Raw genomic sequence first — 15,816 nt, forward strand, 5'->3', positions numbered from 1 at the left:
AATAATGTTAAGGGTTGCTATTGAGAAAGCTTGCCAGGTGAGTTAAAATTAATCATTATTAATGATTTTAACCATGTCTGATTTTTTGAGGTTATTATTCAATGCTCCTGGACATATAATATTCATCCATATAATGATTTTTAATCATAAGCGATTTTTTTCTAATGCCTGAAAAGAAGAATCCTGATGAAAGATAACATGCAATAGCTGATTTGTTTTCGACTGCTACCGTTAACTCAAGTTGGGAAATTTTATTTTCCCTACACCATTTCAAAGCATGAGATATTAATGATTTCCCAACACCTTGATTTCGATGATTCTTTTTTACCCCAAGGACTAAATTAGCAAGATGCTTATTTCTTAAATATAGCCCTCTGGAAACCACTATGAAGCCTGTTATGTCACTTTCGTCAAGGCAAAGTATCATAGTGGAATTTAATCCTATTTTTGAAAGGATATTTTTCTGGTTTTCTAAATCATTACTACGTTCACCTTCACTAAGCAACATAAAATCAGAATCTCTGTCGAGATCCCTAAAAAATTTAATTAAATTTCCTGCGTCATCTACGGTTGCGATTCTATATTTAAGCATTATATTTCCTATAAGGGAAAGGTAATTAGAGATAAAAAATTCACTAAAACTAAATGCTATCATGACACCACTTGCATTAATATTTTTACTATACTTATAAAGGTATAGGCAAGCAAAAAAAGGAATTATTTTAACGAAAGCCGTTATACTTCTCTTGTTTTTATTCATGGTGCCCCTGAGGTCGTCAGAGTGGCTACAAACAATAACGATAGTTATTTAAACCAATGGGTCAATCAGCTAAAAGAGCGGCGTGGATTTAATAAAACGATTGTTGCCGTCGCCAACAAGAATGCCCGAATTATCTGGTCAATTCTTCATAGCGGAACAGAATATCGACCCGCAGTAATATGATACTTACCTTCAAAGTTGCAGAGTATTGAAAATGGTGACAGGTTACACCTGCACAATCGGAATCTGACTATTGTATTGGCCTCTGAGGCCGTCCGGTTATTAAGGCGATTGTGTGAGGATTATTCATTAGGGCACAGGTACTTCTGATGCCGGATAGATGTAAGCAACAACCTAAAACCTGATTCAGTGTTTGCAAAATGCAGGTAGTCCATAGATGTAGCTCGCTTCCGAAATTGCAGCCTTACGGCAGACATCTTTCACCGTTCTACCGGCTTCAACGGACTTCATAACAGCGATAATCCTGTGTCCGGTAAATCTGGCTTTACGCATAGCGATCTCCTTCGGGGAACATATGCAGTATGTCGGAAGACCTCTAAAAAAGAATGGTTCTTTTTGCAGGGGGGCTTACAGGTAAACGAGAAAGAAGGGGATAACGCATTGATAAAAAGCAAAAAACCCGCATAAGTTTCCTTATGCGGGTTTCTCTAATATGGCTCCTCTGACTGGACTCGAACCAGTGACATACGGATTAACAGTCCGCCGTTCTACCGACTGAACTACAGAGGAATTGTCGTGAAGACGGGGCGAATATTAATGGCATGGAGGCAGCTTGTCAACCAGGATAAAAACATTATTATTCAACTGGCTATCTTTAAAACACTCTGCTGAATTATCCGGCACTCCGGCACTCCGGCACTCCGGCACGGGGCCGGGGCCGTCCGTCCCGGACAACCCGTCTGGCGACCTGAACCCAGAGTCACCCAGAATGACTGAGTTAGCCTATCTCAGAAGAAACAGCCCGGACAAGCCGCACTCAGTTGCCGGGGGGAGCCCTGCGGGGCGTAATATTGTTCACCTTATGAATACCGGCTCTGCAGAACAGCCAGCGATCCCTTTATCTCCGGCGCTTCACTTCACGTTGACGACCTTACGGTCAGTCCCCCGGTTGAAGGTATTTTCTGCAAACTTCGTGAGGGATATCGACACTGACAGTGTCTGATCCGGTTTTGTCAGTTAATCCCGGAAGATATAACAAGATATTGCCGCCACGGTACGTTCGATGACGTGCAGAGCTGGCAGGCTACGACGGGCTGTATTATTTCCGGCTGACGGGTATGACCGAACGACAAGGGGTTACTTTACCTCTGAGAGGGGCTGCGAGTCGTACGGGCGGTTACTGTCAGCCTCCGGACGGGGCTGGTACGGGGCTCTGGAGCGGCTTTGGCCGGGACGTGCGTTTCAGGGGGGCATTCCTGACGTATTTTGCAAAACAAACAGCGAAAAATTTATCTGAATCATCGATATACTTCACGCTTACCCATGTTTACCCGCTCCCGTTTCAGGATCCTGATAAACACAATGAAGAAGAAGTGTACTCTGGCACGACGCCATTTTTTACTTTCCGGGCTGGCCTTTTGCCTTCCGGCGCTGGCGAAAGAGGAATTTGCGAATCTCACGTTTATTCCCTTACAGCCACGTAATGCTGCACCGACTCCGGCGGCTACGGCACCGTTAGTCGCACCTGCGGTGGTGCGTACGCGCAAGCTGGTGATGATCGACCCCGGTCACGGCGGGAAAGATCCCGGAGCGATAGGTGAAAGGGGAGAAGAAGAGAAGCATGTTGTGCTGGATATCGCCCATAATCTGCAGGCACTGTTTAAACATAATAAACATATCGAAATCCGGCTGACCCGGGAAGACGATCATTTCATCCCGCTCTACCAGCGGGTGAATATTGCACATGAACACAATGCAGATATGTTTTTATCCATCCATGCTGACGGTTTTACCAGTCCGCAAGCTCATGGAGCCTCTGTGTATGCGTTATCGACCCGCGGCGCCAGCAGCACTATGGCCCGGTATCTGTCGCAGCGTGAAAATGCGGCTGATGATTATGCGGATATTAATGTTCAGACCAAAGATGAGCAGTTACAGCGGGTGTTTTTTGATCTGGTTCAGAACCAGACGATTAAAAGCAGTCTCGATCTGTGCCGGCATATGATAGGCCATATCCGCACAGTACATACCATGCATAGCTATCATCCGGAGCAGGCCGCGTTTGTGGTACTGAAGTCACCTTCCATCCCATCGGCATTGATTGAAACGTCCTTTATTACCAATCCTCAGGAAGAGCATTTGCTGGGGACTCCGCAATTCAGAATGAAGATTGCCAAAGCTATCGCCGGGGGAATACAAAGCTATTTTGCGGTTTGATCCTGCCTGAAGATGCTGTGCCCGGCCCGGGGGAGCCCCCCGGGTTACCCTGCCGCTCTCTGTTACGTCGAGGCCAGGCCACTATAGCCTCAGAATTACCATGACAGCCGGTGGTGATGTGATTTATCTTATTGATGAATAAGATAACCCGGTCATATCCCCTGATGATCGGTTGCGATGAACGGAGCGGATAAAGGTGAGTGAACTTCCTGATAATGACAAATCGCTGGACAGATTTGACATTGCAATTCTGAAAATTTTACAGCAGGACAGCTCTGTTTCTAATGTGGTGCTGGCCGGAAAAATTAACCTCAGCCCGCCAGCCTGCCTGAGACGGGTAGAGCGCCTGAAGCAGAACGGTTTTATTACCCGCCATGTCGCTATTCTCAACCCGCAGGCGCTGAAAGCCGGGCTGGTAGTGATGATAGGCGTGGTACTGGACCGCTCAACCCCGGAAACCTTTAACGATTTCGAAGACGCCGTACGTAATATTCGCGGCTGTATGGAATGCCATATGGTCAGTGGCGAATTTGATTACATTATGCTGATCCGTACCGCGGATAATCAGAGTTTTAATAAATTACATGCGGAGCAGCTGCTGTTTCTGCCCGGTGTCAGGCAAATTCGCTCTTTTATCGGTTTACGGGAAGTTTTCTCCACCACGCAAATACCGCTTTGAACTGTCGTCCTTTTTAAACCCCCGGTTTATTCTGCTGTCCCCCTGCTACGGCTGCCGGCCGTGGCCGGGAGATTCTCATGCTTTTTTCTTATCGCCGGGCTTTCCGTCATCACATTTTACTCTGGTAAAAACAGTCTCCGGATAATGCCTGGTCAGGCGTTATCCGGAGGGGGGCAGGGCCGGTGCAGAGTATTTATATAATGCATTGAAATATAATATATTTATCCCCGAATCCAGCACCAGGCTGATGTCCTTCGCTCAGGGGGTGGTTAATATTATTTTTCATATTGGGTGTTTATTGAAATTTTGATATGCAGATGAATTTAAGTGCTTATTTAAATTTCATTTCGCCGTTATAAAACGAAATTTACAAAAATTCCGGTTGTTGTAAGGTGTTTAACAGGAAATCAGCGATGCTGATCACACTTTTAATGCTTAGGCCAACACCAGGAGATTAATAATGAATCTTGAAAAATTCGCCCGCTATCCGTTAACGTTCGGACCTTCCCCGATCACGCCGATGAAACGTCTGAGTGCTGAGCTGGGGGGTAAAGTAGAGATTTATGCCAAACGTGAAGATTGTAACAGTGGTCTGGCATTCGGCGGCAATAAAACGCGGAAGCTGGAATATTTAATCCCGGAAGCGCTGGAGCAGGGGTGTGATACCCTGGTATCTATCGGCGGCATCCAGTCCAACCAGACCCGCCAGGTGGCTGCTGTGGCGGCCCACCTGGGCATGAAATGCGTACTGGTTCAGGAAAACTGGGTTAACTATTCCGATGCAGTGTATGACCGTGTCGGTAACATCGAGTTATCCCGGATTATGGGAGCAGATGTACGCCTGGATTCGGCAGGGTTTGATATCGGTATCCGTAAAAGCTGGAAACAGGCGATGGAAGAAACCGAAAAGAATGGCGGTAAGCCTTTCCCGATCCCGGCCGGTTGCTCTGAACACCCTTACGGAGGCTTAGGGTTTGTGGCCTTTGCAGAAGAAGTCCGGCAGCAGGAGAAAGCATTGGGCTTTACGTTTGATTATATCGTCGTCTGTGCGGTGACCGGCAGTACTCATGCCGGCATGGTCGTCGGGTTTGCGGAAGATGGCCCCTCCCGCAAAGTCATTGGTATTGATGCTTCTGCAAAACCGGAAAAAACCCGCGCACAGGTACTGCGTATTGCCCAAAATACGGCAAAACTGGTAGAGCTGGATCGCGAAATTACCGAAGAAGATATTATCCTCGATACCCGTTATGGTGGCCCGGAGTACGGATTACCCAACGAAGGGACGCTTGAAGCTATCCGCTTATGTGCCCGCACAGAAGGCGTGCTCACCGACCCGGTCTACGAAGGTAAATCGATGCATGGCATGATAGATATGATCCGAAACGGTGAATTCCCGGAAGGTTCCAAAGTGCTTTATGCCCACCTGGGTGGGGCACCGGCGCTGAGTGCCTATAGCTATATTTTCCGCAACGGCTAATCGCCCCGGCCCCGAAAAGGGGGATACTGTGACGTCCCCCTCAAGGCCAGCCTCGCAGAGGTGCAGCCTCTGTCACCGCACGTCCCCGTGGCAAATTTTCCCCCGGTACCATTGCATACACCCTGTCAGCGTCTTCGCTTACCCGTCCGGTTTGTCTTTTACCGGTCAGGGCAGGGCCGGAACCGTCAGACGTGACCTTCTTCCGGGCCTGGTTGCAGCTCTGCGGCACCCGGCGCTGAATGAAGTATGGCATTGGCGATGGTTTCGCCTATTTCCGCACTGACTGTCAGGCCCTGAATAAACGGCCTGTCATGCATCAGATAAGGTAATGCACCAAAAGCAATATGTCCGCGGGCAGACGCCGGTTCCAGTAACAGGTAATTCCCGGCCACTTGCGGTATTTCACCCCCGCTGTTCAGCATCTGTTTGCGTAAACCGGGAAATGGCAGATCGCGCGTTTTCAGGGGTTTCTGTCCCCGGGCATCAATGAAAATATCGTAGATATGCTGCGTCTCCCCGGCAAAAATCACGGTCTTATTACTGTATTTACGTGCACGGTAATCCTGCCCCAGCGGCAGGATTGTGAGAATACCGGCATCGTGTAATGCCAGTAACCGCCGCAAAGATTGTGGCGGTATGGCTGCATAATTATCGATAAAGACCCGCGCCAGCCCGGATCTGAAACGGACACTGTCTTCGGGGCTAAGATGAGGGACTATTCCGGCGATCGCTTCATGCAGGCGGAGGATCACATATCGCCAGGGCACGGTATATTTGGTCAGGGTATTCAGTCGTGTATCCTGCAGATTTTTTCTGGCGTAGCTAAAGGGATCCTGCCGGCGACGGGCCGCAAACCAGGCATCGCAAAAGTTATCAGCATTCAGGTGTTCAAGCCCGGTCTGACGGCTCCAGAGAGGGTCAGCGAGCGTGATTTCCTGCACCATCAGTCTGAACGCCCGGTCAAGTAATCCGGCGCTTCCCCCGGCAACCAGTGCCGCAATCGCCTCCGGAGTCACCAACTGCAAAGGCTGGTAGGGGATAGGGCAATAAAAATCTGCTTCAGGTAATACACCGGAACGAGACATCAGGACAATCTGTAGCGACCGGCTGCTGTCCCGGAGAATAAACTGCGGGCCTTGCACACCGTTTTCGCAAAAATGTCCGTGCTGTGTCACGACGGCCATTGCAGCATCGATCGCACTGAGCGATGTCCCGAGGATCCCCACCCGGCAGGCTGGCACGCTAGCCTTCATCAGTCCGGACCAGGGGCTGGGGAAGAAAGTATGTCGCCGGGTATTTTCGGCAGGCCAGACATGCCCGGTGGCAATCACGGCAAAATCGACCCATTCCGCCACCGGACGGCCCTGTGCTGTCACCTTTATCCCTTCCGGTAACGCCAGAATATCTGTGACCTGGCAAGAGGTATGAACATGCAGGATAAACCCCTGACTTTCCGCCTGATCCACCAGCTGTAAAAACTGCTGCCGGAAGTAGTCGCCCAGCAGGATCCTCGGTAAAAACTGTCGCTCATGGAGAGCACTGGCCGTGATACCAAAGCCAGCGAGCCTCTCAGGGCACTGCGCCCGTAGCCATGCAATATAGGTCGTCATGACCGGCGGGATCTCAATACTGGCGATATTGGCCAGCATCACCGGTGAACTGGCCTCGCGACGATAGGGCATACCGACTCCGGCTTCGGCGGTCTGTTCAAAAATGGTCACCGAACAGGGCGGGTGGTGTCTGATAAGCGATAACAGAGTGTAAATGCCTGTCGGACCGGTACCGATAATGGCGACTTTTTTCATCCCTTTCCCCTGCTGTTTTTTACCGGAAATGACCGGCATTAACTGACCGTGTCGTCTGCCGCAATCCTGCTGAACCGGGTGGCTTACCCGCTAAGTGTGGCTGAAAAACCGGCATTGGAGGAAATATTTATCAGAGGTACCCTTTTCGGGACTACGGGTGAGGGGAAAGGGACGAATTGCACTGACGAGCGGAAAAACTCACTTGTTATGTTCAGTGTCCCGGCTCCCCCGGGAGGATCAATATGACTACAGGCCAGATCCTCAGGGAGGATAGCAGGATGGCAGGCAGGGAACTACGGCAGCGCCGCAGGGAAGACAGATTTATCCGGAGACCCGGGGCGGGCGGTGTGGCGACCGTGGTGGCGGGTAAAGGAAATGCGTAAATGGCGGTACCGGGGGCACCGCCGCCTGTCTTATCACCCGTCAACGGTGGATATTCACGGTACAGCAATCGCCAATGAGACACTCCTTATTACCTGACGTTCCTCGATCCTTTATTGCAACACTAATCAAAATGATTATACTTCTCATTCTCTTTACATTGCTAATCTGTTCTTCCGGGTTGCAGGTACCTCAGAAATGGCGTTATGTCAGCGCTCTCCGGACAGGGAGAGGATGTCGCCTTCCGGGAACCCGTACGGATCCGGTGTCCGGAGTGGCTGGAATAATAAAATATATTTGAGGATGAGCATGTTTGCTGCCAGTTGTTCCGTAAGGCGTGGCCCCCGCACCGGCCATTTTACCCGTATGCCGGCGTTGTCTCTGCTGAGTGTGGTCATTGCCACGGCGTTACAGGTACCGTGCAGTACGGCGGCTGACAGTGACAGCAGTAAGACTGCGACGCTGGTGGTCACCGGCAGCGAAAACTCTGCAGATTCGCCGAAATCTACCGATTATGCGGTGCCGGTGACCCGGGCTGCGACCGGCCTGGCACTGACCAACCGCGATACGCCTCAGTCGGTCAGTGTGATCACTCAGCAGCGGATGCAGGACCAGCAGCTGGAAACGCTGAACGATGTTCTGAATAATACGACCGGACTGTCAGAGTCTAATTCCGGCGCTAACCGCAGTAATTTCTATTCCCGTGGCTTTTTGGTTGATAACTATCAGGTCGACGGCGTACCGGTACTGGTAGATTCGGCCTGGAATCTGGGCGATACCCTGTCGGATACGGCTATTTATCAGCGCGTGGATGTGGTGCGGGGGGCTACCGGCTTAATGACTGGTGCCGGAAGCCCTGCCGCGTCGGTGGATATGGTCACCAAACAGGCTGACAGTAAAACCTTTACCGGGGATCTGAACACCAGTTACGGCAGTTGGGGAAATCAGCGCTATGTCGCCGATCTTTCCGGGCCACTGAGTGAGTCCGGAAAGGTTCGCGGGCGCGTCGTGGCCGGGTATCAGCACAGCGGCAGCTGGCTTGACGACTATCATACGCAAAAGAAATTTCTTTACGGTGTGGTGGACGCGGATCTGAGCGATGCAACCACCGTGTCGCTGGGATATGACTATGAAGAGACCCATGTTAACGGTGCGACCTGGGGCGGGCTCCCCACCTTTTATCGGGATGGCAGCAAAACGAGTTATGCCCGCAGTACCAATATCGCGCCGGACTGGGCCTACAATGATGTACAGTCGAAACGGGTGTTTGCCGGTCTGGAACACAACTTTGCCAATGGCTGGCAATTCAACCTGAACGGCAGCCATACCGAAGCAACCATGGACAGTAAACTGCTGTATATCGACGGGTATTTCGATAAAAATACCGGGCTGGGTATCGGGCCGTATGCCGGCTATGATCTGTTGGGCGGTACCGGATACAATACGGCTAAACGCAGGGAGAATGCCGCCAGCGCCGTCCTTAACGGGAACTATGAGCTGTTCGGACGTCAGCACGAGCTGATGACCGGGGTGACGTATATCCGGCAAAATAACCGTTATTACAGTGCCTATACCAACCTGACGTCAGCAGATGTCGGCGATTTCAATGACTGGGGTAATTACCCGGAGCCGGACTGGGATCCGCAGGCATTGGCCGGTGATGACACTATCCACCAGAAATCAGCTTACCTTGCCACGCGCATTTCGCTGGCTGACCCGCTGCATATGATCCTCGGTGCCCGTTATACCCGTTATACGGCGGATACGATGACCGAGAATATGGTGAAGAATAATATCACGCCGTATGCCGGACTGGTGTATGACATCAATGACACTTATTCTGCCTATGCCAGTTACACCTCTATTTTCAAACCGCAGACCTACCGCAATGTCGACGGCGCGTATCTGAATCCGGTCACCGGGAAAAGTTATGAAACCGGGCTGAAAGGTGACTGGTTCAATAGCCGCCTGACGGCGACATTGTCTCTGTTCCGCATGGAACAGGATCATTTAGGGGCCACAGATTATGCGCTGGTGAAAGGCAGCAATGATTATGCTTATTATGAGCAGAACGGTACTGTCAGCCGTGGTGTGGAATTTGAAGTCAACGGCGCAGTGACGGATAACCTGCAAATGACCTTCGGGGCCACCCGCTATATCGCTAAAGATGGCAGTGGCGCTGCACTGAATCCGACACAACCACAGACGTCATTTAAACTGTTTACCAGTTACCGTTTACCGATGTGGCAGGATCTGACCGTGGGTGGCGGCATCAACTGGCAGAACCATACCTGGGACAGCGTGGCAGGGCCTGACGGCGCAACAAACCTGTATGCCGACCAGGGGAGCTATGCGCTGGTGGATCTGTTCGGACGCTATCGCGTGACCCGCAATCTGTCGGTACAGGCCAACCTCAATAACCTGTTCGACAAGACCTATAATATCGATGTCGGTCGTAATACTGTCTACGGAGAGCCGCGTAATATCTCTGTGTCAGCCAGCTATCATTTCTGATATCTCTGTTAAATGCCCCGTCAGGGGCATTTTTATCTCAGGACGCGGGCTGGTTGACATTAATCAGCTTGTCGACCGGGAAGCCCAGTTCCTGCGCCAGCGTGATATACCGCTGCCTGACCTCCTGAGGCATATCCGGGGTACGGGATAACAGCCACAGATAGCCGCGGTTCGGCCCGCTGACCAGCGCATAGCGATAGTCATCATCAAGGGCAATGACGTTATAACCACCGTAGAAGGGGCCGAAAAAGGAGACTTTCAGCGCGGCAACGTCACGGGCACCGGTGAAAAATGCTTTTCCTTCACTGGCTTTCCAGCGTTTCGATTGCGGATCGTAACCGCGATTCACCACACTGATCCCGCCATCGCTGCGCTGACCGTAGGTCGCTGTGACCTGCTGCAGACCACGCTCAAAGCGGTTGTTCAGCCTGGCCACTTCGTACCACTTACCCAGATAGCGGCTGGCATCGAAATTACCGATTGGCGTGACCCCTTTCGGCGGGACCGGCGACTGACATGCGACCAGCGTCAGCGATAAGGCAACCCCTGTCAGTACGGGCCATACTTTCATCATCACTCCTGTTTATTCCGGGATTATTGACCGCCATCACTGCGGTGTTTCTCCGTACAGCATAGCATCCGCAGCGCGCCGGGCCAGCGGAACACGTTGAAAATCTGCCGCGTTGCACGGGGCACCCGTCCTGAGGGAGGATCGCTCCGGCCTGTGCCCCGCCACTCCCTGTGATGGCGGACTGCGGACCCTAAAAAAGCGAACATCCACCGTCATCTCCCCCGACCGGAAGGCCGAAAGCGGGTCCGTATCATGCTGCTCCTCAACGGAGTGCCCGACAGAAAACGTAGTACCCTCTGAGAGCCCTGATCTTTACCGGGATCACGGCCAGTCTTAGGACGGTTCCGGACCCTGTGGCAGTTATGTCACGACTTGCGATCTCCCATGACTTCAGCCAGTGGTGTGCCACAAGGAAAATCACCCTCTGTGGTCAGCGGGTAATATCAGGGTTGTGCCACGGGTAAGAGAACAACATCCGGTGGCATGCCCTGCGCTAAACCGCCACACTGAGGGGAGACAGATTCTCAGAGGTTAATGATGACAGACACTATTATTTCTCAGCAACTGACCGTAAATGTCCCCGCAGACTATCCGGATATCCAGTCGGCTCTGGATGCGTTTGAAGGCAAAATGATCACGGGGGGCGTGAATATCCAGGTCGCAGATGGGGAGTACCAGATAACGGCGCCCCTGGTCTCACGTATACGTGATTACGACAAACTCACCCTGCGGGGCAATGAGCAGGATTGTTCGAAATGCGTGTTATATATCGATAACTCGGCCAATAAAGACGGTTTTTTGTTTGAAAACGGTTTCGGCATTTCCTGGCTTAACGGGTTTACTCTGGCCGGGGTGAATGGCTGGACGGCTTCCGGGGTCTGGAATGACCAATGCTACGGGGCGGGGATCCGCGCCACCGGCGGAGGAACGGTGATCCTGGGACCTGCGCTGAGCATTACCAAAATGTACTACGGGCTCCGGGCCATGAACGGTGCATTTATCTCCAACGAAACGGTGCCGGAGTCCGGCCAGCCCGGCGGTGGCATCAAAGTCAGTAATGCGGGGGATGTGGCGTTTCATGCCTATGCCGCGACCCTGAAGGTCAATTGCGCAGAAGCCTGGTATGCCTCGCACAGCAGCGAGTCGCTGGGGTTTGGCTTCTGCGCCGAAGCAGGAGGGTTCCTGCAGTGTGAGTATGCTATTTCCAGTGGTAATGAACGTGCCGGTTTTTATGCCTTAACGAACGGTACTGTCTGGGCTCACGGGACGACGGCACAAAACAACCTTTATGGCGTACTGGCCTGGGGAGGAGTTATTGAGTGTAATTCTCTGGGGGAGTATACCTCTTCATTTTCCCTCAACTCTGAGGCCGGGATCTATGCGACCTATAACGGATTTGTCGGTGCAAATACGGCCTGGTGCTCTCAGAATACCCACGGGGTGATGAGTGACAATGGCGGTCTCGTCGATATCACCTATCTGCGCAGTGAAAATAATACCGGTAACGGGTTTTACGCCCGTCAGCGGGGAACGATGAGCGGGGGATATTCTTCTGCACAGAATAATCAGAATAATGGTTACCATTGTGAGTACGGCAGTTGTATGGCGGTGAGTCATGCTGCAGCGAACGGAAATACTAACCACGGATTTTACGCCCGGAAAAACAGCGGGATCTATTGTGATGGTTTTGGCGGAACCGGCAATGGATATTTCTGTTCACCGGTACAGATGAGTATCAGTGGCAGCACCGGAAACAGTGAGGCTTATATCGACGATACCCTGTGAGCCAGCGGCGGGAGGAGAGTACCAGGCATATCCTGTCTCCGGCACCTGCGCCACACCATGCCGCGACCCTGAGCTCCGGTTTGCCCCCGTACCGGCGGGCAACTCCGGGCGACGCTCAGCCGCTCCTCCGTTACGCCCCGGATGCTACAGGTGCTGGCGGAAGATCCATTCGCGCAATGGTTCAATGGTATAGGCAATACGCCACGTATTACGGTGGCCGGAGGCACCTGCGGTGGACTCCCCGGCCGGGATCACGGTACCTTTGCGGAAGGTGACATAATTTATCGGGGTATGGCGGGTATCCATACGGTTAAAAGCCTGACGAAACTGAGCCGCATCCCAGGTGCCATCCCATTCCGCCCGCGTGATTTTCGCGCCGTATTTCTCAAGCTCAGCAACAATGGCATTTTCACCCGGCCAGGCTTTCGCATCATCTTCAGAAACGACTATCCACAAGTTCTGACTCGCCAGAGGTTTGACTTGTGCCGGATCCCATTGTCCGGCGACCAGCAGCGAGGCGGCGAAGAAACCGGGATAATGAATATCCATAGCGATAGACATCATACAACCGCCGGACTGACCGGTGGTATAGCGACGTTTGCTGTCGATGTTATAGGTTTCGGAAAGGTGCCGGATCAGATTGATGGTGGTTTCCATCATCGATGACGTCTGATTATCGTCATCGGCGATGATTTCATCATACTGCGGAGCCAGCACAAAGCAGGGGCGTTTCGCCTGATCTTCCGGCGAGGCCCAACAGACAGCCCCGAGGCCCTGATACAGGGTTGTCCGGGTGACATCGCTGGTGGCTCCGGCATCATGCATAAAAAGAACCAACGGCCAGGCGCGCTCTGCGGTATAACCGGCAGGAACAAAGAGATTATATTTCAGATGGCGGTCCGTCTTCGGATCATGAAATTCAAGCTGACGGAAATCATCCACGATCAGGTTGTTAACGGCTGTACTGTGCTCAGCGGTCTGCTCCGGGGCGACGGTGTGACCATTCGCCAGTGGCAATGTACCGGTTTGCTGGTAGGTCAGCGTCGGTGCCGGATAAACGGTATCGGTTACCGGGACAGATCCTGCCTTGCCCGGGCCTCCCGGACCGGAACCTGCGTTATTTTTTCCGTTATCCGGCACTTTACGTGCCAAAGGGGCATTTTTGTCTTCCGGGGAAAGCTGCACGATGACATACCGGCCCCGCGATGAACGCCCGGCCGGGTCTGAACTTTCACTGGTGAATATCCCGGTGATCCGGCGACCGGTGACCGTAAAATCATGGATGTTCAGCTGCGCACCGTCGACTGGTTCAGGATAGTAAAGTGCCAGGCCGGTCGCACGAATACCGTCACCAAACACCTGAGTGATCACCGTCGCTTCCGGCGGAACGGCACGCTTCTCCCGTGTTTTACGTTGACTGGCCGCGGCAAATACCGGCGCAGAAAATTGCAGTGCAATACCGGAAGCCACCGCAAGGCTGATGAATTCGCGTCGTGTTTTTACCATCAGAAACGCTCCTGATCTTTGAGTGGATGTAATGTTTTAATAATGGACTGACCGGCCAGTCCGGCCTCCCCAGGCATAAAAGCACTGCGGGCTTCATCGGTCATGCGATGATAACTAAGGGCAACAGGCAGATATTTGCCCCCCCGGCAACATTTATATCGGCAATCACCTGCAGGATCAGCGGGTCGCGCAGGGGAGAGCGGGAAAGGTCGTGGGGTTCACTCATGATATCCACCTTATTAGCAGCGAAATCGTCAGGATGAAAACTTCATTTGAATATGGCCTATAGCCTCGTTTATTTAATGGTACTATTCAAGTACCATTAATCTTTTGTCGTATTTCACTGCTGATCATGACGAATACCTTACACTGCGGACCGGCGAGGCGCGGACGCCCGAAAACACGCGATGCAGCCGGACTGCGGCAGTCGATTATCGACAGTGCCTGTCAGGCGTTCACTGAGCTGGGCTTCGCAAAAACCAGCACTGCGGAAATTGCCCGCAGAGCGAAAATTTCTAAACGGACACTGTACGAAATTTTTCCGGATAAAAAGCAGTTGTTTGCTGCAGTGATCGGTGAACATTACTATCTGCTGCTGGACCTGCCGCGGCCGGAAGGAGAACGATGCACCCCTGAAGCAGCCTTGTTCCGCATCTTCAGGCTGGATATCAGTGAGCAGGAACATCAGACCCGTGAAGCGCTGCTGAATCTGATGATCCGTGAATCCGTGTTATTCCCGGAGCTGGCGGAATATCTTTACCAGACCAAAGCGATACGTTCACGGGAACTGCTCAGACAGTGGTTATATCATCAGCATCTTCAGGGGGGGCTGACGGTAGAAGATATCGACGTATGTACCGGTATGCTGATGGATATTGTGTTTGGTGCCCTGCTACCCCGTCGCCGGGATCAGGATGCCGATGCCAGGCCGTTACGTATTGCGCATATTAAGCAGCGTATCCGCATCACTCTGGCGGGAATGTCAGCCCTGGGAGCCTCCCCGTCTGCGTTATCGCCCGAATGAGGTGTGAAGTTTTATTGGCTGATCGGGAGATGACCGGTGAGAGACTATCAGCCAGACCTGCGTTCTCCGGAAAGCATATTCTCCGGGTGCAGTGAAACTATGGACGTCCGTTGCCGCCCCCGTGAACTCATCAGACGGGGTCACGGGGCGCAGCATCTGCCGGAAGATCCGGTTATGAGTAATACCAGCGGATAGTTTTTTTAATTAATTCTTCAGTGGTATCGATATATTTTTCAGGCTGCTGTCGGCTCAGGTCATGGAGGATGAGCGGTATTTCTGTGCACCCCATAATAAAATGTTTAGCTCCTGATTTTTCCAATTTTTCAAGGCAGGGGAGCAAGGTGTCATAAGCAGATTTACTCTTTCCTGATTTATAAAGTAGGATGCTTTTCATTATATTATCCTGGTCTTTTTCGTCAGGAAGTAAATAAGTTATTCCGGCTTTTGCCAGCTTATTCTGATAAAGGCGCGTCCGGATAGTGGCAGTGGTCGCTAAAAGAGCAACCGGGTGTTTTTCTTCCGCGATAATACGTTCGCAGGTGGATTCTATAATGCTGATGAACGGAAGATCACTTTGTTTTCTCAGTTCGTCATACCAGTAATGTGCCGTATTGCAAGGCATAATAATACAGGAGGCACCTGCATTTTTTAATATATTGAGTGAATTAATCATAGCCGGTAAAGGTGATGCTCCGGAATGTATGATATTTTCTGTTCTGTCAGGAATGTCTGGCAGAGAGGCGACAATCACCGGGATATGTTCCTGATCTTTTCTGGCGGGTGTGCTGGCAACGAGTTTTTCAAAAGCGTCCGCTGTTGCCCCCGGTCCCATGCCACCGAGAATACCGATAATCTTTTTCATCACGACTGCCTCAAATAAAAAGGATCATGTCATAATTTTATCGGGGCGTAATTGC

At 51.7% G+C, this 15,816-nt stretch carries 13 protein-coding genes, 1 tRNA gene and 2 pseudogenes; 8 read left to right on the forward strand and 8 right to left on the reverse strand.

Translation table 11 applies throughout. The annotated features are described in order from the left end of the window. Positions 1–94: 94 nt before the first annotated feature. A complete protein-coding gene (locus tag GTPT_RS17985) occupies positions 95–760 on the reverse strand; it encodes a GNAT family N-acetyltransferase (RefSeq protein ID WP_051170854.1) in 666 nt (221 codons plus the stop codon). Here GTPT_RS17985 and GTPT_RS17055 point away from each other — a divergent pair. Then, positions 749–943 (forward strand): annotated as a pseudogene (locus GTPT_RS17055) (IS110 family transposase); the annotation flags it as partial. The gene GTPT_RS17985 and the pseudogene GTPT_RS17055 sit on opposite strands and share 12 nt — an antisense overlap. 216 nt (positions 944–1,159) lie before the next feature. Here the strand turns inward: GTPT_RS17055 and GTPT_RS17500 are convergent. Next, positions 1,160–1,273: pseudogene (locus GTPT_RS17500) on the reverse strand (transposase); the annotation flags it as partial. Positions 1,274–1,434: 161 nt separating this feature from the next. Then, positions 1,435–1,510, reverse strand: a tRNA-Asn gene (locus GTPT_RS09445). 792 nt (positions 1,511–2,302) lie between these two features. Between GTPT_RS09445 and GTPT_RS09450 the strand changes: the two genes are divergently transcribed. The 3 genes from GTPT_RS09450 (at position 2,303) to GTPT_RS09460 (ending at position 5,313) form a co-directional block, all read left to right on the forward strand. Continuing rightward, positions 2,303–3,157 (forward strand): N-acetylmuramoyl-L-alanine amidase, encoded by an 855-nt coding sequence (locus GTPT_RS09450; RefSeq protein ID WP_029990952.1) that lies wholly within the window; start codon positions 2,303–2,305, stop codon positions 3,155–3,157. 196 nt (positions 3,158–3,353) lie between these two features. Then, positions 3,354–3,836 carry an Lrp/AsnC family transcriptional regulator gene (locus GTPT_RS09455; protein ID WP_025903504.1) on the forward strand — a complete coding sequence of 161 codons (483 nt, stop codon included), beginning with the start codon at positions 3,354–3,356 and terminating at the stop codon, positions 3,834–3,836. Positions 3,837–4,296: 460 nt separating this feature from the next. After that, the gene (locus GTPT_RS09460) at positions 4,297–5,313 is read left to right on the forward strand and encodes a 1-aminocyclopropane-1-carboxylate deaminase (protein WP_029990950.1); all 1,017 of its coding nucleotides are present in this window, start codon (positions 4,297–4,299) and stop codon (positions 5,311–5,313) included. A gap of 185 nt (positions 5,314–5,498) precedes the next feature. On the opposite strand, the gene GTPT_RS09465 is transcribed toward GTPT_RS09460, so the two are convergent. Further along, the gene (locus tag GTPT_RS09465; protein ID WP_051845734.1) at positions 5,499–7,118 is read right to left on the reverse strand and encodes an FAD-NAD(P)-binding protein; all 1,620 of its coding nucleotides are present in this window, start codon (positions 7,116–7,118) and stop codon (positions 5,499–5,501) included. A 242-nt stretch (positions 7,119–7,360) separates the two neighbouring features. Here GTPT_RS09465 and GTPT_RS17505 point away from each other — a divergent pair, with 242 nt between their 5' ends. Both GTPT_RS17505 and fhuE read left to right on the forward strand, forming a co-directional pair. Next, positions 7,361–7,501, forward strand: a complete 141-nt coding sequence (locus GTPT_RS17505; RefSeq protein WP_156022683.1) for a hypothetical protein — start codon at positions 7,361–7,363, stop codon at positions 7,499–7,501. A 307-nt stretch (positions 7,502–7,808) separates the two neighbouring features. Next, a complete protein-coding gene (gene fhuE, locus GTPT_RS09475; protein ID WP_025903500.1) occupies positions 7,809–10,013 on the forward strand; it encodes a ferric-rhodotorulic acid/ferric-coprogen receptor FhuE in 2,205 nt (734 codons plus the stop codon). Between the two features lie 37 nt (positions 10,014–10,050). Here the strand turns inward: fhuE and blc are convergent, their stop codons facing one another. After that, the gene (gene blc / locus GTPT_RS09480) at positions 10,051–10,584 is read right to left on the reverse strand and encodes an outer membrane lipoprotein Blc (protein WP_029990167.1); all 534 of its coding nucleotides are present in this window, start codon (positions 10,582–10,584) and stop codon (positions 10,051–10,053) included. A 534-nt stretch (positions 10,585–11,118) separates the two neighbouring features. Here blc and GTPT_RS09485 point away from each other — a divergent pair. Next, positions 11,119–12,369: a hypothetical protein gene (locus tag GTPT_RS09485; protein WP_145959586.1), complete on the forward strand. Its 1,251-nt coding sequence runs from the start codon at positions 11,119–11,121 to the stop codon at positions 12,367–12,369. 144 nt (positions 12,370–12,513) lie between these two features. Here the strand turns inward: GTPT_RS09485 and GTPT_RS09490 are convergent, their stop codons facing one another. Both GTPT_RS09490 and GTPT_RS17920 read right to left on the reverse strand, forming a co-directional pair. Beyond that, entirely contained in the window at positions 12,514–13,875 is a 1,362-nt protein-coding gene (locus GTPT_RS09490; protein ID WP_029990170.1) for a carboxylesterase family protein, read from the reverse strand. A 100-nt stretch (positions 13,876–13,975) separates the two neighbouring features. Continuing rightward, on the reverse strand, positions 13,976–14,101 hold the full coding sequence (locus tag GTPT_RS17920) for a hypothetical protein (RefSeq protein ID WP_280513347.1): 126 nt from the start codon (positions 14,099–14,101) through the stop codon (positions 13,976–13,978). A gap of 126 nt (positions 14,102–14,227) precedes the next feature. Between GTPT_RS17920 and GTPT_RS09495 the strand changes: the two genes are divergently transcribed. Next, complete coding sequence (locus tag GTPT_RS09495; protein WP_029990171.1) at positions 14,228–14,899, forward strand: TetR/AcrR family transcriptional regulator; 672 nt, start codon at positions 14,228–14,230, stop codon at positions 14,897–14,899. 172 nt (positions 14,900–15,071) lie between these two features. Here the strand turns inward: GTPT_RS09495 and cuyB are convergent, their stop codons facing one another. Then, complete coding sequence (gene cuyB / locus GTPT_RS09500) at positions 15,072–15,761, reverse strand: cysteate racemase (protein WP_029990172.1); 690 nt, start codon at positions 15,759–15,761, stop codon at positions 15,072–15,074. Positions 15,762–15,816: the final 55 nt, after the last annotated feature.

It is taken from the genome of Tatumella ptyseos ATCC 33301 (assembly GCF_000735525.1).
Classification (GTDB): Bacteria; Pseudomonadota; Gammaproteobacteria; order Enterobacterales; family Enterobacteriaceae; genus Tatumella; species Tatumella ptyseos.